We start from the raw sequence: 23,940 nt of genomic DNA on the forward strand, positions 1-23,940 counted from the left end.
GGAGGCCAGTAGCTTCCTGAAGTTCCCGAAGGGACCTCATCGCCATGCCCAAGACGGCATACGTGCGCACCAAGCCGCACCTCAACATCGGCACCATGGGTCACGTCGACCACGGCAAGACCACCCTCACCGCCGCCATCACCAAGGTCCTCGCCGAGCGCGGCGCCGGCACGTTCGTGCCGTTCGACCGGATCGACAAGGCGCCCGAGGAGGCGCAGCGCGGCATCACCATCAACATCGCGCACGTCGAGTACGAGACCGACACCCGGCACTACGCGCACGTGGACATGCCGGGCCACGCCGACTACGTGAAGAACATGGTCACGGGCGCCGCCCAGCTCGACGGGGCGATCCTCGTCGTCTCGGCGCTCGACGGGATCATGCCGCAGACCGCCGAGCACGTACTGCTCGCCCGCCAGGTGGGCGTCGACCACATCGTCGTCGCCATCAACAAGGCGGACGCGGGGGACGAGGAGCTCACCGACCTGGTCGAGCTCGAAGTGCGCGAGCTGCTGTCCGCGCACGGGTACGGGGGCGACTCCGTGCCCGTCGTGCGGGTCTCCGGGCTCAAGGCCCTTGAGGGGGACCCGCGGTGGACGGCGTCGATCGAGGCGCTGCTCGACGCGGTGGACACGTACGTTCCGATGCCGGAGCGGTACGTGGACGCGCCGTTCCTGTTGTCCGTCGAGAACGTGATGACGATCAGCGGGCGCGGCACGGTGGTAACCGGGGCGGTCGAGCGCGGCCGTGTGCGGGTCGGCGACCGGGTGCGGGTCTACGGGGCGGATGACGTCGAGACCGTCGTCACCGGCGTCGAGACCTTCGGCAAGCCGATGGAGGAGGCGCAGGCGGGGGACAACGTGGCGCTGCTGCTCCGCGGTGTGCCGCGGGACGCGGTGCGGCGTGGGCACATCGTCGCCGAGCCCGGCACGGTCAAGCCTGCGCGCCGCTTCACGGCGCAGGTGTACGTGCTGTCGGCGGCGGAGGGCGGCCGTTCCACGCCTGTCGCCACCGGGTACCGGCCGCAGTTCTACCTGCGTACGGGAGACGTCGTGGGGGACGTCGACCTCGGTGAGGTTGCGGTTGCCCGGCCCGGCGAGACCGTCGCCATGACGGTGGAGCTGGGGCGGGACGTGCCGCTGGAGGCCGGTCTCGGGTTCGCGATCCGTGAGGGCGGGCGGACCGTGGGGGCGGGGACGGTGACGTCCGTGGAGTGAACCGGAGCGGGGCCGGGACCGTACGGGTTCCGGCCCCGCGACGGCACAATGTGCACGTGAACGCATCCGAACCCGAGCCGATACCCGTCACCCGTGACGTCGACCACGGCACCGCCAAGCTGCTGCCCGACGTGGACCGGCGGCGGGCCTGGCTGCTCACGGTGGACGGGGCGCCCCAGTCGTACGTCGACCTGGACGAGCCCGCGCACCTGGAGTTCGAGTACGCGCGCCGGCTCGGCCACGTCCTCGACTGCCTCGGCGACGAGGGCGCGCCGCTCGACGTGCTGCACCTGGGCGGGGGCGCGCTGACCCTGCCCAGGTACGTCGCCGCCACCCGGCCCGGCTCGCGGCAGGAGGTCGTCGAGGCGGACCGGGGGCTGCTCGCGCTCGTCGCCGAACATCTGCCGGTGCCGGACGACGCGGGCGTCGTGGTGCACGGCGGCGACGCGCGGGCCTGGCTCGAGGCGGCGCCCGACGCCTGCGTGGACGTGCTCGTGGGGGACGTGTTCGGCGGCTCCCGGGTGCCCGCGCACCTGACGACCCTGGCGTACGCGCGTCAGGCGGCGCGGGTGCTGCGGCCCGGCGGGACGTACGCGGCGAACCTCGCGGACGGCGCGCCCTTCGCGTTCCTGCGCTCCCAACTGGCCACGTTCGCCGCGGTGTTCCCCAATGTCGCGCTCGTCGCCGAACCGGCGGTGCTGCGGGGCAGGCGCTTCGGCAACGCCGTGCTGCTCGCCTCGGGCGAGGAGCTGGAGGTGGCGGAGCTGGCGCGGCGCACCGCCCGCGACGCGTTCCCCGCGCGGGTGGAGCACGGCGCCGCGCTGCGCCGATTCGTCGGTGACGCGAAGCCGGTGGCGGACGCGGACGCGGTTCCCTCGCCGGAACCGCCGGGCGGTTCGTTCAGCGTGGGGTGACGGGAGGCTCGGCCAGGGTGGGGTCGGTCAGCGTGGGGTGACCGGGGGTTCGGCCAGCGTGGGGTCGGTCAGCGTCGGTTCGTGGGGCGCGGCGGTGGCCGGTCCGCGCCGCCGCAGGTGCCGTACGTCCGGCACGAACAGCACCGCCGCCGTCGCCACGACCACGAGCGCCGAGCATCCCCACAGTGAGGCCGACCGGCCGAAGGCGGACTCCGCCGGGCCGGCGAGCGCGGTGGCCAGCGGCACCATCGCCACCGAGCCGAACCAGTCGTAGGCAGAGACGCGGGAGAGCTTCTCCTCGGGGATCTCCTGGTGCAGCGCGGTGATCCAGGAGACACCGAATATCTCGATGGTGACGCCGCTGACGAACATCACGGCGATCAGCCAGCCGAGCGGCACAGGTACGGCGAGCGCCGCCGACGGCAGGGCGAGGGAGAAGACGGAGAGCGTCGCCGCGAACAGCAGCCGCCGCGGCTTCCACCGCATCATCAGCAGTCCGCCGAGGATCGTGCCGACGCCGAACGAGCCGAGCGCGATGCCCCACGGCCCCGCCCCGCCCAGTTCGTCGCGCGCCACCAGCGGGCCGAACACCGACTCGGCCGCGCCCACCACCGCGACCACGACCGCGAACTGGGCGACGATCGTCCACAGCCACGGCCGGCCGATGACCTCCCGCCACCCGTCCCGCATGTCGGCGAGCAGTCCGCCGCCGGGCTCCCGCGGCGCGATGTGCCGCACGTCGAGGAACATCCGCAGCGCGCCCGCGACCAGGAATGCCACCGCGTCCACGGCGAGCACCCAGCCGGGTCCGAACGCCGCGACCATTGCCCCGCCGAGCGCGGCGCCACCCACACCCGCCCCGGACATCCCCATCCGGAACATGGCGAAGGCGCGGCTCGCCTGCTCCCCGGAGACGGAGGACATCAGCATGCCCTCGGCCGCGGGGTTGAAGAACGCCTGACCCGTGCCGCCGAGCGCGCTGAGCGCCATCATCTGCCACAGCTTCGGGTCGCCCTGGAGGACGAGCAGCGCGAACGCGCCCTGGGAGAGGAAGTTGAGGGCGTTCGCCGCGACCATCACACGGTGCCGCGGCAGCCGGTCGGCGACCGCGCCGCCCACCAGCAGGAAGACCACCAGGAACAGCGTGCGGGCCGCGGCCACCAGGCCCACGTCACCGCCGTCGCCGCCCGCATCGAGCACGGCGAACGCCGAGGCGATCAGCGCGCCGTGCGCCCCCAGTGTCGTGACGACCGCCGAGACGGAGAGCAGCGTGTAGTTCCGCCCGGCCCATGCGGGGCGCAGGCGTGGACGCTTCGGTTCGGGGGCGGCGGCAGAGGTCACTGAGGGACTATCGCCGCCATGCCGCCGAATCGACAAACCGCTTCCCCGGACACCGGGTGATTGGTCGGCCGATGCCGGATATCTCCCGGTTGTCCGCAAGGGTTCGAAGGGATGGTCAAGGTTGCTACCGACGGGTAACATTCGGGCATGAGCGCAGATCAGATGTCCATCGGCGAGATGCTCGCCGCCACGGTGCCGATGGCCCGCACCCTGAACCTCGAGTTCCACGAGACCACGCCCGAGAAGGCGGTCGTCGCGCTGCCCGACCAGGCCGACTACCACAATCACGTCGGCGGACCGCACGCCGGAGCGATGTTCACGCTCGGCGAGTCCGCGAGCGGCGCCATCGTGCTCGCCGCCTTCGGCGACCAGCTCTCGCGCGCCGTGCCGCTCGCCGTGAGCGCCGACATCGCGTACAAGAAGCTGGCGATGGGCCCGGTCACCGCCACCGCGACGCTCGGCCGTCCGGCCGCCGACGTGGTCGCCGAGCTCGACGCGGGCGAGCGCCCCGAGTTCCCGGTGACCATCGCGATCACGCGCCAGGACGGGGCTGTCACTGGCGAGATGACCGTCGTCTGGACGCTGCGTCCCAACGGCTGAGCGGGGTCCGTACCGCGAGGAAGGCACTGCCCGACGGGGTGGTGCCTTCTTTGTTTCTCGTTCAATCCGTTGACACGAGTCAACCTGGGTCATAGTTTCCGCTGCGCACGGATGCGGTGGCCGGGCGGAAGAGGTGGACGTGACATGAGACGCGGTCGAATACGCGTGGTGCTCGCGGCCGTGGTGGCGCTGGCCGCCGCGGCCTTGGCGCCGGCGCACGCCGCCGAACGGCCCGACGGCCCCCTGGCGCACACCGCGTCCGGCTGGGTGCACGGTCAACACACCGACGAGGGGCGGCAGTTCCTCGGCATCCCGTACGCCGCACCGCCTGTCGGCAAGCTGCGTTGGCGTGAGCCACGCCCGGCGCAGTCCTGGCACGGCGTGCGCGACGCCACCGATTTCTCCAACAGGTGCGTTCAGGCGTCGAGTTGGGACCCCGGATACGAGGACCCGACGTACACGGAGGACTGCCTCGACCTGAACGTGTACGCGCCGGACGGTTCGGCGGGGCGGCCCGTCATGGTGTGGCTGCACGGCGGCGGGCTCACCGCGGGTGCGGGCGCCGACATCGTCCCCGACACCTTCGCGCGCCGCACCGGCACGGTCGTCGTCACCGTCAACTACCGCCTGGGAGCGATGGGTTTCCTGGCGGCGGCGGGCCTTGACGGCCAGACCTCCGACGGCGTCTCGGGCAACTTCGGCCTCCAGGACCAGCAGCTGGCGCTGCGCTGGGTGCGCGCCAACATCGGAAGATTCGGCGGGGACCGGGACCGCGTGACGATCGCCGGGGAGTCCGCGGGCGGGCGCTCGGTGTGCACCCAGCTCGCGTCGCCGGGCGGGCGCGGCCTGTTCCGCGCCGGGATCATCGAGTCCGGGGCGTACGGGGACTGCGCGGCCCGCGCACACAGTTCGGCGGTCGCGGAGGGCGCGAAGTTCGCGGAGAAGGCCGGGTGCGGAGCGGCGGCGGACACGGTGGCGTGCCTGCGCAACAAGTCCGCCAAAGAGATCCTCGACGCGCAGGCCGGATTCGACTGGGCGCCGGTGACCGGCGGCGACTTCCTGCCCGAGCAGCCGGCCGCCGCGATCACCGGGGGCCGCTCGGCACATGTGCCCGTCCTCAACGGCGCCAACAAGGACGAGGGCCGCCTCTTCGCGTACGGCGCGTACGACGGCCAGGGCAAGCCGCTCACGGCCGAGGCCTACCCGAAGGCGCTCACGGACACATACGGGAAGGCGACGGGGGAGAAGGCGCTGCACGCCTACCCCCTCTCCGACTACGCGTCGCCCACCTACGCGTACGCCGCAGCCCAGGGCGACCAGCTCATGGCGTGCCCGGCGCTCCGGCTCGACCAGCGGCTTGCGAAGAGCGGGCCGCCCGTCTACGCGTACGAGTTCGCGGACCGCACCTCACCGCCGTTCGCGTCGATCAGGGAGGCGGGCAGGACGTTCGACTTCGGGGCCACGCACGTCAACGAGGTGCAGTACCTCTTCAAGCACTTCGGCCTCGACTCCCCGCTCAATACCGAACAGCGGGCGCTCGCCGACCGGATGGTGCAGTACTGGGGCTCCTTCATCAGAGGCGGCAGCCCACGGGCCGACGGCGCGCCCGCCATGCCCGACCAGCGGCGGGCACCCGGACACGTGCTGTCCCTGAAGACGTCGGGTGTGGGCGGGATCACCCTCTCCACGGACGTTCATCGCGAACATCACTGCACCTTGTGGGACGCGGCGGCGTCATAGGGAGCAGGTAGGCTGCCCGGCGTGCGCGTACCGGAGGGGAGCGCGCGCCGGGCACAGGCAGATCTTGGTGGGTACGGGAGGCGACGTCGATGCACGTCCAGGCATGGCTCGACACGATTCCGGCGGTCGCCGTCTACCTACTGGTGGCCGGAGTGATCGGCGTCGAAAGCCTCGGCATCCCGCTGCCCGGCGAGATCGTGCTCATCTCCGCGGCGCTGCTCTCCTCGCAGCACGGCGATGTCAACCCGATCATCCTCGGGGCCTGCGCCAGCGCGGGCGCCGTCGTCGGTGACTCCATCGGGTACGCGATCGGCCGCAAGGGCGGGCGTCCGCTGCTCGCCAAAATGGGACGCAAGTTCCCCAAGCACTTCGGTCCCGGACACGTCGGCGCCGCCGAGCGGTCCTTCGAGAAGTGGGGCATGTGGGCCGTCTTCTTCGGCCGCTTCATCGCCCTGCTCCGCATCTTCGCCGGGCCGCTCGCGGGCGTCCTGCACATGCCGTACTGGAAGTTCCTCATCGCGAACGTCCTGGGCGGCGTGATCTGGGCCGGCGGCACGACCGCGGTCATCTACTACGTGGGCGTGGTCGCGGAGGACTGGCTCAAGAGGTTCTCGTACGTGGGCCTGGGCGTGGCCATCCTCATCGGCCTGGGATCCATGCTGATCGTGAAGCGGCGGACGGCGAAGATGGTGGCGGAGCATGAGGAGTCGGCGGAGCCCGAGCCCGTGAGCTGAGGTTCCGCCGCACCGCTCGGGGCTCTGCCCCAAACCCCGCTGGCTCTCGTCTAAGAGGCGGGGCTCAAAGTGCCCGGTGCCTCTTCGCCAGTTCCACATAATGCGTCCCGTTGAGCGTGAGCATCTCCCGCTCCTCCGCGGACAGCTCACGCCGTACCTTCGCCGGGACGCCCGCGACCATTGAGCCGGGCGGCACCACCATCCCCTGCGGCACCAGCGCGTTCGCCGCGACCAGCGAACCCGCCCCGATCACCGCGCCGTTGAGCACGGTCGCCCCCATCCCGATGAGGCAGTCGTCCTCCACGGTGCAGCCGTGCAGCACCGCGTTGTGGCCGACGGAGACGCGCTCGCCGATCGTCGCGGGGAACCCGAGGTCGACGTGCACCGTGCAGTTGTCCTGGATGTTGCTGTCCGCGCCGAGCGTGATCGGCTCGACCTCGGACCGCAGCACCGCGCCGTACCAGACGCTCGCGCCCGCGTGCAGCGTGACGTCGCCGATCACCACGGACGTCGGGGCGACGAACGCCTCCGGGTCCACCTTCGGTTCCTTGTCGCCGATGCCGGTGACGAGTGCCTCGTGGGACATGAGGTCTGTGCTCCCTACGTGTCGTACGTGTACGTGTCATGCCGTGTGTGTCATGCATGCGTCGCGCCAAGGGAAAGGTACCTGTGGGGCGAAGATCACAGGTCGGCGAGGTGGGGGTGGCAGATACGCGTGGGTAACGTGACGCCGTGCCGAAGACGCGGAACGACAAGGGTGGGCCAGCACACCGGCTCGTACAGGCCGGATGGCGCTGGGTGCAGCGCAAGGGCGCGGTCACCGCGCGGCAGTCCGGCGGACACCGGTTCGGCGCGATCGGGCACGGCACGAAGCTCGCGTTCCCCCAGGGCACGGTGTTCGGTGAGCCGTGGATCCGGCTGGGCGCGCACTGCATCATCGGCGAGCAAGTGACCCTGACCGCGGGCCTGATGCCGGACCTGGACCTCGGCCAGGACCCGATCCTGACCCTCGGCGACGGTGTCGTGATCGGCCGCGGCAGCCATGTCATCGCCGATACGACGGTGCGGATCGGCAGCGACGTCTACATGGGCCCGTACGTCTACATCACGTCCACGAACCATTCGTACGACGACCCGCACGAGCCCATCGGCAAGCAATGGCCCCGGATGGAGCCGGTCGAGATCGGCCCCGGCTGCTGGATCGGCACCGGCGCCGTGATCCTGCCGGGCGCCCGCATCGGCCGGAACGTGGTGGTCGCGGCCGGGGCCGTGGTCCGCGGCGACGTACCCGACCACGCCGTGGTCGCCGGTGCGCCCGCACGCGTCGTACGGAGCTGGGACGCGGAGTCCGGCTGGCAGCCGCCGCTCAGGACGCCGACGCCGCGGGCGATCCCCGAAGGGGTCACTCCGGACCAGCTGCTCGCTCTGTCCGAACTCGACGACGACGCCTGGGACACTGAACCCCGGACCAGATAGATGTAGCGAGCAATCAAGGAAGCCGTGGACACGAGCGAGACGAGAGAGACAGGCGGCGAAGCCGAGCCGGAGGCGTCCGGGGCGTCGGAGGATTCCGAGGCGTCGGAGGCGTCGGAGGCGTCGGAGGCCAAGCCGCGTGGCTGGCGCCGTTGGGCCATGGACACCCGGCCCCTGCGCATCCCCGCCTACCGCAGGCTGTGGTCCTCGACCATCGTCACGGCCGTCGGCAGCCAGCTGACCGCGGTCGCCGTGCCCAAGCAGATCTTCGACATCACCGGGTCCTCGGCCTGGGTCGGCGCCGCGAGCATGGCGGGGCTCGTGCCGCTCGTGGTGTTCGCGCTGTGGGGCGGCGCGATCGCCGACCACGTGGACCGGCGCAAGCTGCTTCTGATCACCAACAGCGGCATCGCCGTGACCTCGGTCCTGTTCTGGGTGCAGGCGATATCCGGGCTCGACTCGGTGGCCGTGCTGATGGTGCTGCTCGCGATGCAGCAGGCGTTCTGGGGTCTCAACGCGCCGGCCCGCAACGCGTCCATCGCGCGGCTCGTGCCCGAGAGCCAACTGGCCGCGGCCAACGCGCTCGGCTCGACGGTGATGCAGACCGGCCAGGTCGTCGGCCCGCTCCTCGCGGGTGTCCTCATCCCGGTCATCGGGCTGCCCGAGCTGTACCTGATCGACGCCGTCGCGCTGTGCGTCACCGTGTGGGCGGTGTACCGGCTGCCCGCGTTGCCGCCGCTCGGCACGCTGGTCAAGAAGCGGGCGGGCGTACGCGAGATCGTCGACGGCTTCCGCTACATGTCCACGCACAAGGTGCTGCTGCTGTCCTTCCTCGCGGACATCATCGCGATGGTGTTCGGCATGCCGCGCGCCCTGTTCCCGCAGCTCGCCGCGGAGACCTACGCGCCGTACGGGGAAGGGCTCGCGCTCGGGCTGCTGTTCGCGGCGATTCCGATCGGGGCGGTGGTCGGGGGCTTGTTCTCGGGGACGTTCTCGCGGGCGAAGCGGCACGGGTGGATGGTGATCGGGGCGATCGTGGCGTGGGGCCTCGCCATCACCGGGTTCGGGCTGAGCGGCAGCCTGTGGCTCGCGGTCGTCTTCCTCGCCGTGGCGGGGGTCGCCGACATGGTGTCCATGGTCTTCCGTGGGGCGATCCTGTTGTCGGCCGCGACGGACGAGATGCGGGGGCGGATGCAGGGGGTGTTCACCGTGGTCGTCGCGGGTGGCCCCCGCCTGGCGGACGTCCTCCACGGCTCTGCGGGCTCGGCCTTCGGAGCGGGGGCGGCGGTGGCCGGGGGTGGGGTTCTGGTGGTCCTGGCGATGCTGGTCCTGGCTGTGGCGGCGCCGGCGCTGCGGCGCTACCGCATCTGACCGGTCGTGGTCGGCGCCTGCGGTTTCGGGTGCGCGGCACCGGGGTTTTGGGCTGTGCCGTGGTTGGCGTCTGTGGTGACGGGTGCGCGGCATCGGTCCTTTGGGCCGTGCCGTGGTCGGCGTGTGCCGTGATGGTGCGCGGCGCTGTTCTTTGCCCGGCTGCGCCGGTCCCCGCCTATCTCCCACCCGCCCGCCCCCTCCGGGGGCTTCGGTTGCCCGGGGTTGGTGATGCCCATTGAGCGGTGCCGGGCCCGTGCCGTGGTCGGCGCCTGTCGTACTCGTTGCGCGGCACCGTGCGCCGCCTTGCCCACCCTGCCGCCCCAGGCGGCAGATTGCCCAAGGCGGTGACGGTCGGCCGTCTCGGGTGGGGAGCCGTGGGTGGCGGATTGCCCGAGGCGGTGGTGGTTGACCGCCGGGGGTGGGGAGCCGTGGTTGGCGGAGCGCCCGAGGCGGTGGCGGCTGACCGCCCGGGTGGGGAGCTGTGGTTGGCGGGTTGCCTATGGCGGTGGTGGCTGAACGCGAGGGTGGGGAGGCGTGGTTGGTGGGTGGTGGCCCGGCGGGGGCGGTGGACCGTCACGGGTGGGGAGGTGTGGGTGCTTAAGGCGGTGCGGCCGACGACCGGGGGCGTTGTCCGAGGCGGTGACGGTCGTCGGGAGCCGCGGTTGGCCGGGGCGGAGTCGGCCGGGCTGGGTGGGAGCCGCTTAAGGGGGGGGCAGTTTGCTCTAGGCGGGTGGTGGTTGCCCGCAACGGGTGGGGAGTTGGGTTCGGCGTGGAGTGACCGAGGCGGGTGGCGCCCCGCCGACCTGGCGCCCCCGGAGGGGGTGGGTGGGTGGGAGATGGGCGGGTGACGGCGTCAGGCGGCGGACCGCTCAGGGGCGAGCCGGGCTGGCGGCGGGCGGGCCACATCAAGCCCGTACGACGCGTGGGTCACATCAAGCCCGCGCGGCGGGTGGGCCAAATCAAGCCCCTGCGGCGATTGAGCAGCGGGGTCCGGGGCGGAGCCCCGTGGGTGTCACGCCGATACCGTGCTCGGTGGTGGGGCTGCCGCCCCGTGGGCGTAACGCCGGTACCGGTGCGGGGCGATGGGGCAGCCACCCGGTGAGTGTCACGCCGGTGCTGGTGCTCGGTGGTGGGGCTGCCCCCTGTGGGTGTCATGCCGGTGCGCGATGGGGGAGCCCCCCCCGTGGGTGTCACGCCGGTACCGGTGCAGGCGCCCCGTAGGCGTAAGCACATCCGGCGGAAGTCAGCCCGTCGCCAGCAGTACCGTTCCCACCAGCGCAAGCCCGGCGCCAGCCGCCTGCACCCCGCGGAGCCGTTCGCTGAGGACGCCGCGTGCGGCAAGTGCCGTAACCACCGGGTACAACGACGCAAGCACCGCCGCCACGGTAACCGGCCCCTCCTGAGCGGCCAGCGCATACGTTCCGTTGGCTGCCACATCTGCCAACCCCACAAGGCCGAGCGGCACCAACGAGCCCCGGACGACCTCCCATCCCCCCTCCTCCGGCAGCACCCGCCCACCCCGCTTCGCGGACACGTACAACGCGCTCCCGCCCGCCACGACATTCGTCACCCGCTGCACGAACAGCGCGAGGAAGAGCCCGGTGACCGTGGTCGACGCCTCCGCGATCAGCGCCATCACCGCGCCGAACCCGAACGCGGCGAGCAGCGTGAGCAGCACCGCCTGCCGCTGCACCGGCGCGCCCCTGAACTGCGGCCCGCCCGCGAGGACCACGCCCGCGACCGCGACCAGGATGCCCGCGAACTGCAGCAGCCCCGGCCGCTCCCCGAGCACCAGCCCGACGCCGACCGGCACGGCGACGCCGATCGAGCCGAGCGGCGAGACGACGCCCATCGGCCCGAGGGCGAGCGCCTTGTAGAAGGCGAGCATGGCGACGGGCCCGACAAGCCCCGCGGCGACGGCGAACCACAACTGCGGTCCCGCTTCCGAGAAGGCACCCGTGGCGACCACGATCACTCCGAGCACGACCACGGCGATCACCTGCGAGACGACCACTACGGTGAGCGCCGGGATGCGTCGCGTCAGCAGCCCGCCGCCGAAGTCGGCCAAGCCCCACATGAGGCTCGTGGCCAGGGCGAAGAGTGCTGTCATGCCGGACCTCGCAGTACAGTTTGCTGGACGCTGTGGTGCACCACACCGTAGTCCAATGAGCTGAACTCTGTCATTCAAAATATTGACCCAGGGCCTCGAAGGTCCAAGACCCCGTAGGCCTCCCAGCCCCCAGCCCCCAGCCCCCAGCCCCCAGCCCCCTGGCCCCCGACTCTGGACGGAACGTGGCGGATCTCGATCTCCTGAACCAAGCGCTCGCGCGCAACGTCAAGCACTGGCGTTCCGAGCGCGGCTTCACCCTCGACGCGCTCGCCGCCCGCGCGGCCGTCAGCCGCGGCATGCTCATCCAGATCGAGCAGGCCCGCACGAACCCCAGCATCGGCACCGTCGTCAAGATCGGCGACGCGCTCGGCGTCAGCATCACCACGCTGCTCGACTACGAACAGGGCCCCAACGTCCGGATCGTGACGGAGGATCAGGCCGTACGCCTGTGGCACACGGACGCCGGCAGCTACAACCGGCTGCTCGCCGGGACCGAGTCCCAGGGGCCGCTGGAGATGTGGGACTGGCGGCTCGTGCCCGGCGACGGCAGCGACTCCGACCCGCACCCGCAGGGCACCATCGAACTGGTCCATGTCACGGCGGGCGAGCTGACCCTCGTCGTGGACGGCACCCCGCACGCGGTGCCCGCGGGGGCGAGCGTCTCGTTCGAGGCGGGCACCGCGCACTCCTACCGCAACGACGGGACCGAGGACGTCGAGATGATCATGGCCGTATCGGTGCCTTTCGTACGCTGAGACACCCGGTTGGCGCCGGGGCGGCGGCTGTTAGCGTGCCGCCATGCGCGCACCCATCGGCACCTTCGACCATGTACTCGCCGCCCCCGAGGCACTCGACCTGCTCACCCGGCCCGTCGCCGACGCCGTACGCAACTGGCGCGGCACCGTGCCCGCGCAGGACCTGATCCACGTCGACACCGACCCCGAGTGGGCCGACACCGCGACGTTCGTCGAGCACTACGGCCCCGATCTGCTCGACGCGTCCGCGAACTGTGTCGTCGTCGCAGGAAAGCGTGGTGGCGAGACCACGCTCGCCGCCTGCGTCGTGCTGTCCGCGACGAAGGTCGACGTCAACGGCGCGGTGCGTCGCCAACTCGGCGCCCGCAAGGCCTCGTTCGCCCCGATGGACACCGCGACCGGCGAGTCCGGCATGGAGTACGGCGGCATCACCCCGATCGGCCTGCCCGCCGACTGGCCGGTCCTCGTGGACGCCGCCGTCGTCGACCTCCCGCACGTCCTCATCGGCAGCGGCACCCGCCGCGGCAAGCTGATCGTCCCGGGCAAGGCCCTGTCCGAACTGCCGGGAGCCGTGGTGGTGGAGGGACTGGGCGTCACGGTCTGACGAGCCGCCCCCTCGCAGCGACTCACCCCCGCCGCGCCGCCCCCGTACTCTCCCGCACCACCAACCTCGTCGGCACCAACGTCGTCCCCCGCTCCGCCTCGCTCTCCCGTACCTGGCGCAGCGCGCTCTCCACGCAGCGGCGGCCGACCTCGGCGAAGTCCTGGTGGACCGTGGTGAGCGGGGGCAGGTACGAGCCCGAGTCGGGGATGTCGTCGAAGCCGATGACCGAGACGTCCTCGGGGACCTTGCGGCCGCGCTCCTCCAGGGCCCGCAGCAGGCCGAGCGCCATCTGGTCGTTCGCCGCGAACACCGCGGTGCAATCGTCCTGTTCGGCCAGGCGCAGGCCCGCGCGGTAGCCGGACTCGGCCGACCAGTCGCCCCGTACCGGCGGTGGCACGGCGCGGCCCGCGTCCTCAAGTGCCGTACGCCAGGCGTCCGTTCGGCGCTGCGCCGCGTACGACTCGGAGGGGCCCGCCAGGTGCCAGACCGTGCGGTGGCCGAGGTCGAGGAGGTGGCGCACCGCGTCGCGTGTGCCGCCCGCCTGGTCCGTGTCCACCACCGCGTAACGGTCGCCGGCGTCGGAGTCGGCGACCACGACCTTCACGTGCGGCGGCAGCGAAAGCCGCGCCGAGTCGAGCAGATGGACCTCCATGATGACGATGACCGCGTCCACCGCCAGCTCGCCGAGGCGTGAGAACGCGCCGCGCACCTCGTCCTGCGTGGGCACCGCGACCGGCAGCAGCGTGACCGCGTAGCCCTCCTGCGCGGCGGAGGTGGCGATGGCCTCGAGCGTGCGCATGTTGCCCGTCGTGGACAGCGTGAACGTGATGACGCCGATGGTGCGGAAGTCGCCCCGCTTCAGCGCCCGCGCCGCACTGTTGGGGCGGTAGCCGAGCTCCTTCATCGCCGCGCGGACCCGCTCGCGCGTCTCCTCGTTGACACCGGGGAAGCCGTTCGAGACGCGGGAGACCGTCTGGGACGAGACGCCGGCGACCCGGGCGACGTCGGCCATCGACGCGTTCTGCGTGCGGCGCCTGCCGTGCTGCGGGGCGCTCTCCTGGGTTGTCACCGTGTCCCTCACCGACTCTTGACCGTGCTCCTCGGGGCAGTGTAGACATGCCGCCACCGAATGTTTACGCAAACATAACAGCTGTCGGGCCCTTCATTGCCAGGGATGTTTACGCAAACATCGGACCCGTGACGCACGGCTGGACCGCATGGACGAGTGAGGGGCGCCAGATGACCACGCTGCAACCGCCGGTCGCCTTGAGGAGGCGCCGCTCATGGACGGGCTGGGGGTTCATCGGCCCCTTCGTGCTCGTCTTCGCCCTGGTCTTCCTCGCGCCGCTCGCCTACTCGGTCTACCTGAGTCTGTTCCGTACACAACTCATCGGCGGCACCACCTTCGTGGGCCTGGACAACTACCAACAGGCCCTCCAGGACGGCCAGTTCTGGGACGGAGTCCTCCGCGTCGGCCTGTTCCTGCTGATCCAGGTGCCGATCATGCTGGGCATCGCCCTGCTCGTCGCCCTCGCGATCGACAGCGGACGCCTCTTCGGCAAGGACTTCTTCCGGATCACCGTCTTCCTGCCCTACGCGGTCCCCGCCGTCGTCGCGACCCTCATGTGGGGCTTCATGTACGGCACCCGTTACGGCCTGGTCGGTGACCTCAACGACGCGTTCGGCACGAAGCTGCCCGACCCGCTCTCCGCCGACCTGGTCCTCGCCTCCCTCGGCAACATCGTGACCTGGGAGTTCGTCGGCTACAACATGCTGATCTTCTTCGCCGCGCTGCGCGTCGTACCGCACTCGCTGTACGAGGCGGCCGAGATCGACGGGGCCGGACAGTGGCGCGTCATCACGGCCATCAAGCTCCCTGCGATCCGCGGCGCCCTCGTCATCGCCACGATCTTCTCGATCATCGGCAGCTTCCAGCTCTTCAACGAGCCCGCCATCCTCCAGAAGCTCGCGCCGAACGCGATCACCACCGACTACACCCCGAACTACTACACGTACTCGCTGTCCTTCGCGGGTCAGCAGCAGAACTACTCCGCGACGGTCGCCATCGTGATGGGCGTGATCACGATGATCGTCGCCTACGTGGTCCAGCTGCGCGGCATGCGCAAGGGAGCGTGAGCGCGATGACCACCACCACCGGGCCCGTACGGCCGACCGCATCGCTCAAGTCCACCGCCCCGCGCCTGCGCACCGTCCGGCGGCGCACCACAGGGCGCCCCCGGCGCAGCGTTCTGCTGACCGTGCTCACCGGTGTCGTCCTCGTCTACAGCCTGCTTCCGCTGGTGTGGCTCCTGATCAGCGCGACCAAGTCCCAGCAGGGCCTGGCCCGTTCGTTCGGCCTGTGGTTCGACTCGGACTTCGACCTCTGGCACAACATCGGCGTGACGTTCACGTACCAGGACGGCGTCTTCGGCCGCTGGCTCCTCAACACCCTTATGTACGTGGTGGTGGGCGCGGGCGGAGCCACCTTCCTGGCGGTCCTCGGCGGGTACGCGCTCGCCAAGTTCGCCTTCCCGGGCAAGCGTGCCGTGTTCGCCGTCGTCATCGGGGCGGTCGCGGTGCCGGGCACGGCGCTCGCCGTCCCCACGTTCCTGATGTTCAGCAAGATGGGGCTCACCGACACCCCGTGGGCCGTCATCATCCCGTCGCTGATCTCGCCGTTCGGGCTTTATCTGATGTGGGTGTTCGCCACCGAGGCGATCCCCACCGAACTGATGGAGGCCGCCCGGATCGACGGCGCGAGCGAGCTGCGCACCTTCTTCACGGTCGCGCTGCCGCTGCTCGCGCCCGGCACCGTCACCGTCCTGCTCTTCACCACGGTCGCGACCTGGAACAACTACTTCCTGCCGCTGATCATGCTGAAGGACCCCGACTGGTACCCGCTCACGCTCGGCCTCGACTCCTGGAACAAGCAGGCGCAGACGGCCGGCGGCGAGGCCATTCCCCATCTCGTGCTCACCGGTTCGCTGCTCACCATCGTGCCGCTGATCGCCGCCTTCCTGCTGCTCCAGAAGTACTGGCAGTCGGGTCTCTCCGCCGGAAGCGTCAAGGAGTAGGCGCGGCAGGGCGGTTCACCCCTCGCACACCCTCTGTAGGACCACGAAGAGCTCTGTAGGACCACGAAGAAGTGGAAGCCATCGCCATGCCCCAGCACTCCCGCCGCGTCCTGCGCGGCATAGGTCTCCTCTGCGCCCTCGCCCTCGGGGCCACCGCCTGCGGCGGCTCCGACGACGGCAACTCCGGTGACAAGAAGGTGGGTTCGGCCGACATCAAGTCGGCCCTGAAGAAGGGCGGCACCGTCACGGTGTGGGCGTGGGAGCCCACCCTGAAGCAGGTCGCCGCCGACTTCGAGAAGAAGTACCCGAAGGTCGACATCAAGCTGGTCAACGCGGGCACCAACAACGACCAGTACAAGGCCCTGTCGAACGCGATCTCGGCGAAGAAGGGCGTCCCGGACGTCGCGCAGATCGAGTACTACGCGCTCGGTCAGTACGCCCTGACGAAGCAGATCACCGACCTCAAGGCCTACGGCGCCGAGAAGCTGGCGGACTCGTACTCGCCGGGGCCGTGGAACTCGGTGAAGTCCGGCGGCGGCGGTGTCTACGGATTGCCCATGGACTCGGGTCCGATGGCGCTCTTCTACAACAAGAAGGTCTTCGACAAGTACAAGATCGCCGTCCCGACGACCTGGGACGAGTACGTCGAGGCGGCCCGCAAGCTGCACAAGGCCGACCCGAAGGCGTACATCACCAGCGACGTCGGCGACGCGGGCCTGACCACCAGCCTGCTGTGGCAGGCCGGTTCGCACCCGTACAAGGTGGACGGCACCAAGGTCGGCATCGACTTCACCGACGCGGGCGCGAAGAAGTACACCGACACCTGGCAGAAGCTGATCGACGACAAGCTCGTCGCGCCGGTCACCGGCTGGACCGACGACTGGTACAAGGGCCTCGGCGACGGCACCATCGCCACGCTGCCCACCGGCGCCTGGATGCCCGCCAACTTCGCCTCCGGCGTGAAGGGCGCGTCCGGTGACTGGCGCGTCGCCCCCATGCCGCAGTGGGAGAAGGGCGCGACCGCAAGCTCCGAGAACGGCGGCAGCTCGCTCGCGCTGCCCGAGCTCGGCAAGAACAAGGAGCTCGCGTACGCCTTCGTCGAGTACGCCAACTCCGGTGCGGGCGTGGGGACCCGCATCAAGAACGGCGCGTTCCCCGCGACGACGAAGGACCTGAACTCGTCGTCGTTCCAGAACACCGAGTTCCCGTACTTCGGCGGCCAGAAGGCCAACAAGATCTTCGCCGAGTCCGCGAAGAGCGTGCCCACCGACTGGAAGTACCTGCCGTTCCAGGTGTACGCCAACTCGATCTTCAACGACACCGTCGGCAAGGCCTACGTCTCCTCGACCAAGCTCCCCGCAGGCCTCAAGTCCTGGCAGGACGCGTCCGCCAAGTACGGCACCGACCAGGGCTTCACCGTCGAGAAGTAGCCCGCCCCGCCGCAACCCCGCATTCCTGGAAGGACGTTCATGGTCGACCCCCTCGCCTCCCGTTTCCCGTACGCGAAGAGCTCGGACGGCAGCCGGCGCCTCGGCTACGGCGCCGACTACAACCCCGAGCAGTGGTCACGGGAGGTGTGGGCGGACGACATCCGGCTGATGCGGGAGGCCGGGGTGAACGTCGTCTCCCTCGCCATCTTCTCCTGGGCGCGTCTCCAACCCACCGCCGACACCTGGGACTTCGGCTGGCTCGACGAGATCATGGACCGGCTGCACGCGGGCGGCATCGGCGTCGACCTGGCCACCGCCACCGCGTCACCGCCGCCGTGGCTGACCGCCGCGCACCCGGAGATCCTTCCGGTGACCGCGAGCGGCGAGACACTGTGGCCGGGCGCCCGCCAGCACTGGCGGCCCACCTCGCCCGTCTTCCGTGAGCACGCGCTGCGTCTGGTGCGCAAGCTCGCCGCCCGCTACGCCGACCACCCGGCCCTCGTCGCCTGGCACGTCAACAACGAGCTGGGCTGCCACAACGTCTACGACCACTCCGACGACGCGGCCCGCGCGTTCCGGTCCTGGCTGCGCCGCCGCTACACCACGCTCGAAGCCCTCAACGACGCCTGGGGGACAGCGTTCTGGTCGCAGCGCTACAGCGACTGGGAGCAGCTGCTGCCGCCGCGGCTCGCCGCCTCGCACCCGAACCCGACCCAGCAGCTGGACTTCAAGCGGTTCTCCTCCGACGCGCTCAAGGATCATCTGCTGGCCGAGCGCGAGATCCTGCGCGAGTTGAGCCCGGAGACGCCCGTCACCACCAATTTCATGGTGATGCCCGGCACCAAGGGCATGGACTACGCGGACTGGGCGGGCGAGGTCGACTTCGTCGCCAACGACCACTACGTCATCCCCGGCCCCCAGGACCGCGACGAGCTCTCCTTCTCCGCCAACCTCACCAGCGGGATCGCGGGCCACCGGCCCTGGTTCCTGATGGAGCACTCCACCAGCGCCGTGAACTGGCAGCCCGTCAATCTGCCGAAGAAGCCGGGGGAGTTGGCCCGGGACTCGCTGCTGCACGTGGCGCACGGCGCCGACGCCGTCTGCTTCTTCCAGTGGCGGCAGTCGGCTGCGGGCGCCGAAAAGTACCACTCGGCGATGCTCCCGCACGCCGGAGCCGACAGCGAACTCTTCCGCTCCGTCGTCGAGTTGGGCGGCACCCTCGAAGCGCTCGCCCCGATCGCCGGCAGCGCGCGCGAACCCGCCCGTGTCGCGATCCTCTTCGACTGGGACTCGTGGTGGACGAGCGAGCAGGACTCCCACCCGTCCTCCCGCCTCGACTACCACCGCGAGGCCCTGGACTGGTACTCGGCGCTGCTGCGCCTCGGGATCCGCGCCGACGTGGTGCCCGCGCACCACACCGACCTGTCCACGTACGACGTCGTCATCGCGTCCGTCCTGCACGTGGTGCCGCAGCCGCTCGCCAAGGAGCTGACCCGGTACGTCGAGGGCGGCGGCCACCTCGTCGCCACGTACTTCTCCGCGATCGTCGACGAGAACGACCACGTGTGGCTCGGCGGCTACCCCGGCGCCCTGCGCGACGTCCTCGGCATCCGCATCGAGGAGTTCGGGCCGCTCCTCGACGGTGACACCGTCGACCTGGACAACGGCACCACCGGCAGCCTGTGGACCGACCGGATCTCCGTCACCGGCACGGACGTCGAGGTCCTCGCCGGCTACCGGACCGGCACGTACGCGTCCCGCCCGGCCGTCACCCGGCGCGGTACGGGCCGGGGCTCGGCCGCGTACGTCTCCACCCGCCTCGGCGTCGAAGGGCTCACCGCGCTGCTGCCAGAGCTGCTCGCGCCGGCCGGGGTGAGCAGTGAACTCCCGGAGCAGGCAAGGGGGTTGGTCGAGCAGATCGTGCGGCGGGATGCCGAGCACCGCTATGTCTTCCTGGTCAACCGGAGCGACGAGCGGGTGTCGCTGCCGGGCCTGACCGGAGACGTGCTGGTCGGGCCCGCGGCCGAGGACGACGTGCTGGTCCTGGCGCCCCGCCAGGTCGCCGTCCTGCGGCAGCCCGCCACCTCCTAGCACCATCACGTACCACCAGCGTTCGGCACCACCAACACCCCGCTCACACAACGACGTAGGGAGCACACGTTGGCGCGCTTGACCCGCAGACGGTTCATCGGCATCGCCGCGGCCACGGCCGCGGCGGCGGGAACCCAGATCTCCGCCGCACAGCTCGTCGCCGCCGCCACCGCGGCGACGGTCACGGTCACCCCCGACCCCTCGTACCGGCAGGACCGGTTCGAGGGCTGGGGCACCAGCCTGGTCTGGTTCGCGAACGCCACCGGGCACTACCCGGCCGAGATCCGCGAGAGGATCGCCGACCTCGTCTTCGGACGGGACGGCCTCGCCCTGAACATCGCCCGCTACAACATCGGCGGCGGCAACGCCCCTGACGTGCCCGACTACTTGAGGGCGGGCGGCGCCGTCGAGGGCTGGTGGAAGGCGCCCGCGGGCACCACCCGCACCGACACCGACTGGTGGGACCCCGGCAACGAGGACCACTGGAACGAGGACACCGACGCGACCCAGCGCTGGTGGGTGGACCGGATCAAGAAGGGCATCACCCACTGGGAGACGTTCTCCAACTCGCCGCCGTACTTCATGACGGTCAGCGGCTATGTCTCCGGCGGCTTCGACGCGTCGAAGGACCAGCTGAAGGAGGCGTCCGTCGACGACTTCGCCACCTATCTGGCCGGTGCGACGCGACGCCTGGAGAAGGCGCACGGCATCAAGGTGAAGACCGTCGACCCGTGCAACGAGCCCAACACCGATTACTGGGGAACCCAGTTGGGCGCTGATGGCAATCCGACCGGCGGCCGCCAGGAGGGCTGTCACATCGGCCCCGGCCTCCAGCAGAAGATCGTGCCCGCGCTCGATGCCGCCCTGCGCAAGGCACGGACCGGCGCGGTCGTCTCGGCGATGGACGAGACCAACCCGACGACCTTCGTCACGAACTGGACAAGCTACCCGGCCGACGTGAAGAGCCGCGTCGCCCAGATGAACGTCCACACGTACGGCACCGGCGGCCGCACCTCCGTACGCGACCTCGCCAAGGCCGAGGGCAAGCCGCTGTGGATGAGCGAGGTCGAGGGCGACTGGGGCGACGGGCAGTCCTTCACCGACATGCGGCCCGGCCTCGGGCTCGCCCAGCACATCGTCGACGATCTGCGTGAACTGGAGCCCAGCGCCTGGGTGTTCTGGCAGCCCGTCGAGGACTGGGACAACATGAAGCCCGGCGGCGAGTCCGCGAAGGGTGGCAACTGGGGCGAGGTCCAGGTCTCCTTCAGCGCGGGTCCGGACGACACCCTGGAGACCTGCCCGGTCTACACGAACACCAAGTTCGACACCGCCCGGAACTTCACCCACTACATCCGGCCCGGCGACCACCTCATCAAGACCGACGACACGAGCAGCACCGCGGCCGTCACCCGCGGCGGCGACGGCGCCACCGTCGTGCACGTCAACAGCACCACGAGCACCCGCACGGTGACGCTCGACCTGTCCAGGTTCGCGACCGTACGCCGGGGCGCGACCGTCACCCCGGTCGTGACCAGCACGGACGGCAAGCTGGCCGAGCGGGCGCCGGTCGCGGTGACGGGCCGGAAGGCCACGTTCACGGTGCCCGCGCAGTCGGTGACCACGTTCGTGATCAAGGGCGTGTCCGGGGTCGCGAAGGACGCGGCGGAGCTGCGCCGGGGACGCACCTACGAGCTGACGGGTGTGCAGAGCGGCAAGGACCTCACCGTCGCCGACGGCGGCGGCACGCTCGTCATCGGGTCAGGGACGGGCGCGGCCGGACAGCGGTGGCGGCTCGCGCAGATCAGCGGCGACGGACCCGCGAGTCGCAAGCGGCACGTGTTCACCAGCGCCGCCGACGGCAAGCGGCTCGCCGTCCGCGACGGTGCGGCGGTCGTCGAACCGGACACGGGCGAGCGCGATCCGGCCGCCCAGTGGATCCTGTCGAGCACGGGCGACGGTACGTACACCCTGGTCAACGCGGGCACGGGCCGCCTCCTGGAGGTCGGCGGGCAGGCCACGAACGAGGGCGCGCCCGTCGGGACGTGGCAGCCCAACTCCGGTTCCAACCAACGGTGGCGGGTCACCGATGTGACGTCCTGATCAGTGTCTACTCGTGCCCCACGGCCCCGCGCCGTGGGGCACGAGCTGCTCAGCGAGCCCTTCGATGAGGGCGGCCGCCCAGCAGGAGTAGTCGTGACCTCCGGTGTAGACGTTCAGCGAGACGTCGAAGCCGCGGGCCGCCATCAGGGCGTGCAGCCGGTGCAGGTCGTCGACCATCGGTCCCTCGTTGGAGCCGACGTCCATGCGGATACGGACGTCGCCGACCGGTGCCGCGGCGGCCTGCTGGTACAGCCAGGTCTCCGCTCCTCCCGCGGGCCGCGCCGGCCGGGCCGTCATGCCGGGGCGCCACCACGTGGAGGCCGAGTGGGCGAGCACCGTGCCGAAGGCGTCCGGTCGGCGCAGGGCCGCCGCGAGCGCGGTAAGCCCGCCCAGGCTCTGCCCGCACAGCACGGTGTTCCGGGGCCCGGGCGGCCGGGGCAGATCCTTCGTCACTGCGGGCAGTAGCTCGTCGGCCAGCGTGTCGATGAAGCGCGGATCGGCGCCGAGCTGCCGCATCCGCGCCGCGACATCCGCCCCCGCCTCGATCCCGACGACGGCCATGGGTGGGATCCGGCCCGCCTCGACGGCGGCGGTGATCGCAGCCGTGATGCCGTACCGGTCGAACCACCGCTCGCCGTCGCACACGACGAGCAGCCCCGGGGCGGGGCCGGCTTCACAGGTGTCCGGCACGAACCGCCGTACGCGGTACACGGATCCGTCGGCGGTGGTGAAGCCGAGGGCCTCGCCGGGGTGCGGGCCGGCCGTCGTCGGCCACTGCGCCAGTGACGGTGCCCCGTCGAGCTCGATCAGGGAACCGAACGGCCCGCCCGCGTGCCGGTTCAGCGGGTCCACGCGGTCGTCCGGCAGCTCGCGGAACGTGCCGCTGCGCGGGCCGTCCGACGTCATATGGGGATCGTCCGCGCCGAAGGGATGAATGCGGTAGGTGGAGCGGAGGCCCAGCGGCAGCCGCAGGCCGACGTACCAGACATCGGTGCCGTCGAGGCGGCGCATCATGCCGTGGCGTACGCGGTGCTTGTCGGTGACGCGATTGGCCAGGAGATAGACACCCTCGACGGGCCGGTCCTCCCGCCACACCACCGTGACCAGACGCACTCCCGGGAAGCCCGGAACGGGCTCGACCAACGGCGTTCCCGTACGGGCGAGTTCGCGCCAGAACCGGTCGAGTGCCGCTTGCCCGTGCGCTTTCACCTCATCCGACAGCCGAGCCAGCCGGGGGCTTTCGGGTGTCGCCGGCGCCGTCGGGTTCGTCATACGGGGTCGCCTTCCAAAGAATCGTGTGACACATGCTCAGACGTGGTGCGCCCTGCGCTCCCGCAGCAGCAGCCACGCCAGGAACAGGCCGCCCGCCACACCCGTCACCACGCCCACCGGCATCAGCGCCGAACCGGTCACGCGCTGCGTCAGCAGATCGGCCGCCGTCACAAGGAGGGCGCCCATCCATGCGGCGGGCAGGACGTTCGGCCCCGCGGCGCGGGTGACGCGGCGGGCCAGTTGGGGGGAGGCCATGGCGAGGAACGGGATCGGGCCCGCAGCGGCGACCGCCATCGCGGTCAGGCCCGTGCCCGCGCACAGCAGGATCAGGCGGCTGCGCTCCGGCGGCACACCGAGGGCGCCCGCCGTGTCGTCGCCCATCTCCAGCATCGTCAGGCGGCGGCCGAACACCATGACCACGGGGACGCAGAAGATCAGGCCGAGCGCGGCCGTCCTGGCCTCGGTCCAGCCGCGGTCGTTGAGCGAGCCGATCGTCCAGCTCGCGGCCTGGGCCGCCTTGCCGATGTCGGCGCGGATGTAGAGGAAGCTGGTCGCCGCCCCGAGCACCGCGGACACCCCGATGCCGACGAGCACGAGCCGGTAGCCGTGCACGCCCCGGCGCCAGGCCAGCACGTAGACGGCGATGGCCGTGGCGAAGCCGCCGACGAGCGCGCCGAGCGCCGTCTGCGCGGCGCCCGCGTTGAGGAAGATGATGGCGACGAGCGCGCCCGCCGACGCGCCGTTGCCGAACCCGATGATGTCCGGGCTGCCCAGCGGATTGCGGGTGAGCGACTGGAAGACGGCGCCCGCCATCCCCGTCCCGAAGCCGACGAGGACCGCCACGACGGCGCGCGGCAGCCGCAGGTCGAGCACGATGAACTCGGCGCCCGGCGGCCCGTTCCCCGCGAATGTCCGCAGCACCTCCATCGGCGACAGCTCGTACGTGCCCGTCCCGACGGAGAGCACCACCAGGCACGCCGTGATCACGATCAGCGCCAGGCAGACGAGCACCGTGCGCGGGTCGAAGCGGACGGAGAACCGGCCGATCCGCAGCCTTCCGCGGCGCAACTCGGCCTTGAGGGCCCGGGGTTCACCCTTCTCCAGGGTCATCCGG

General features: G+C 71.1%; 20 protein-coding genes. 14 read left to right on the forward strand and 6 right to left on the reverse strand.

Going from position 1 to position 23,940, the window contains the following annotated elements; all coding sequences use genetic code 11:
* Positions 1-44: 44 nt before the first annotated feature.
* Positions 45-1,217, forward strand: coding sequence for an elongation factor Tu (gene tuf, locus OG746_RS35090; RefSeq protein WP_266722131.1), 1,173 nt, complete (start codon positions 45-47; stop codon positions 1,215-1,217).
* A gap of 56 nt (positions 1,218-1,273) precedes the next feature.
* Positions 1,274-2,131 (forward strand): spermidine synthase, encoded by an 858-nt coding sequence (locus OG746_RS35095; protein ID WP_266722133.1) that lies wholly within the window; start codon positions 1,274-1,276, stop codon positions 2,129-2,131.
* A 27-nt stretch (positions 2,132-2,158) separates the two neighbouring features.
* On the opposite strand, the gene OG746_RS35100 is transcribed toward OG746_RS35095, so the two are convergent.
* Positions 2,159-3,472, reverse strand: coding sequence for an MFS transporter (locus tag OG746_RS35100; RefSeq protein WP_266722134.1), 1,314 nt, complete (start codon positions 3,470-3,472; stop codon positions 2,159-2,161).
* 147 nt (positions 3,473-3,619) lie between these two features.
* On the opposite strand from OG746_RS35100, the gene OG746_RS35105 reads away from it, so the two are divergent.
* From OG746_RS35105 to OG746_RS35115, 3 genes are all read left to right on the forward strand, one after another.
* Positions 3,620-4,072: a DUF4442 domain-containing protein gene (locus OG746_RS35105; RefSeq protein WP_266722135.1), complete on the forward strand. Its 453-nt coding sequence runs from the start codon at positions 3,620-3,622 to the stop codon at positions 4,070-4,072.
* Between the two features lie 144 nt (positions 4,073-4,216).
* Positions 4,217-5,812, forward strand: coding sequence for a carboxylesterase/lipase family protein (locus OG746_RS35110; RefSeq protein ID WP_266722136.1), 1,596 nt, complete (start codon positions 4,217-4,219; stop codon positions 5,810-5,812).
* Between the two features lie 89 nt (positions 5,813-5,901).
* Positions 5,902-6,546: a DedA family protein gene (locus tag OG746_RS35115; protein ID WP_266722137.1), complete on the forward strand. Its 645-nt coding sequence runs from the start codon at positions 5,902-5,904 to the stop codon at positions 6,544-6,546.
* 64 nt (positions 6,547-6,610) lie between these two features.
* Here OG746_RS35115 and OG746_RS35120 read toward each other — a convergent pair whose 3' ends face one another.
* A complete protein-coding gene (locus tag OG746_RS35120) occupies positions 6,611-7,132 on the reverse strand; it encodes a gamma carbonic anhydrase family protein (protein ID WP_266722138.1) in 522 nt (173 codons plus the stop codon).
* Between the two features lie 146 nt (positions 7,133-7,278).
* On the opposite strand from OG746_RS35120, the gene OG746_RS35125 reads away from it, so the two are divergent.
* Positions 7,279-8,022: an acyltransferase gene (locus OG746_RS35125; protein WP_266722139.1), complete on the forward strand. Its 744-nt coding sequence runs from the start codon at positions 7,279-7,281 to the stop codon at positions 8,020-8,022.
* Between the two features lie 24 nt (positions 8,023-8,046).
* Positions 8,047-9,390: an MFS transporter gene (locus OG746_RS35130; protein WP_266722140.1), complete on the forward strand. Its 1,344-nt coding sequence runs from the start codon at positions 8,047-8,049 to the stop codon at positions 9,388-9,390.
* A gap of 1,243 nt (positions 9,391-10,633) precedes the next feature.
* Here the strand turns inward: OG746_RS35130 and OG746_RS35135 are convergent.
* Positions 10,634-11,500, reverse strand: a complete 867-nt coding sequence (locus tag OG746_RS35135) for a DMT family transporter (protein WP_266722141.1) — start codon at positions 11,498-11,500, stop codon at positions 10,634-10,636.
* Between the two features lie 182 nt (positions 11,501-11,682).
* Here OG746_RS35135 and OG746_RS35140 point away from each other — a divergent pair, with 182 nt between their 5' ends.
* Positions 11,683-12,255, forward strand: a complete 573-nt coding sequence (locus OG746_RS35140; protein ID WP_266722142.1) for a helix-turn-helix domain-containing protein — start codon at positions 11,683-11,685, stop codon at positions 12,253-12,255.
* A gap of 43 nt (positions 12,256-12,298) precedes the next feature.
* Positions 12,299-12,859, forward strand: coding sequence for a YbaK/EbsC family protein (locus OG746_RS35145; protein WP_266722143.1), 561 nt, complete (start codon positions 12,299-12,301; stop codon positions 12,857-12,859).
* Positions 12,860-12,881: 22 nt separating this feature from the next.
* Here OG746_RS35145 and OG746_RS35150 read toward each other — a convergent pair whose 3' ends face one another.
* Complete coding sequence (locus tag OG746_RS35150; RefSeq protein WP_266725626.1) at positions 12,882-13,871, reverse strand: LacI family DNA-binding transcriptional regulator; 990 nt, start codon at positions 13,869-13,871, stop codon at positions 12,882-12,884.
* 227 nt (positions 13,872-14,098) lie between these two features.
* Between OG746_RS35150 and OG746_RS35155 the strand changes: the two genes are divergently transcribed.
* From OG746_RS35155 to OG746_RS35175, 5 genes are all read left to right on the forward strand, one after another.
* Complete coding sequence (locus OG746_RS35155) at positions 14,099-14,995, forward strand: carbohydrate ABC transporter permease (RefSeq protein ID WP_266722144.1); 897 nt, start codon at positions 14,099-14,101, stop codon at positions 14,993-14,995.
* 5 nt (positions 14,996-15,000) lie between these two features.
* Entirely contained in the window at positions 15,001-15,933 is a 933-nt protein-coding gene (locus OG746_RS35160) for a carbohydrate ABC transporter permease (RefSeq protein WP_266722145.1), read from the forward strand.
* A gap of 86 nt (positions 15,934-16,019) precedes the next feature.
* Entirely contained in the window at positions 16,020-17,363 is a 1,344-nt protein-coding gene (locus OG746_RS35165) for an ABC transporter substrate-binding protein (RefSeq protein ID WP_266722146.1), read from the forward strand.
* Positions 17,364-17,402: 39 nt separating this feature from the next.
* The gene (locus tag OG746_RS35170) at positions 17,403-19,454 is read left to right on the forward strand and encodes a beta-galactosidase (RefSeq protein ID WP_266722147.1); all 2,052 of its coding nucleotides are present in this window, start codon (positions 17,403-17,405) and stop codon (positions 19,452-19,454) included.
* Positions 19,455-19,523: 69 nt separating this feature from the next.
* A complete protein-coding gene (locus OG746_RS35175) occupies positions 19,524-21,554 on the forward strand; it encodes an RICIN domain-containing protein (protein ID WP_266722148.1) in 2,031 nt (676 codons plus the stop codon).
* Here the strand turns inward: OG746_RS35175 and OG746_RS35180 are convergent, their stop codons facing one another.
* Together OG746_RS35180 and OG746_RS35185 are read right to left on the reverse strand one after the other, a co-directional pair.
* Complete coding sequence (locus OG746_RS35180) at positions 21,555-22,826, reverse strand: alpha/beta hydrolase-fold protein (RefSeq protein WP_266722149.1); 1,272 nt, start codon at positions 22,824-22,826, stop codon at positions 21,555-21,557.
* A gap of 36 nt (positions 22,827-22,862) precedes the next feature.
* On the reverse strand, positions 22,863-23,936 hold the full coding sequence (locus OG746_RS35185; RefSeq protein ID WP_266725628.1) for a FecCD family ABC transporter permease: 1,074 nt from the start codon (positions 23,934-23,936) through the stop codon (positions 22,863-22,865).
* Between the last annotated feature and the right edge of the window lie 4 nt (positions 23,937-23,940).

This window comes from Streptomyces sp. NBC_01016 (assembly GCF_026341035.1).
In the GTDB taxonomy this organism is placed as follows: Bacteria; Actinomycetota; Actinomycetes; order Streptomycetales; family Streptomycetaceae; genus Streptomyces.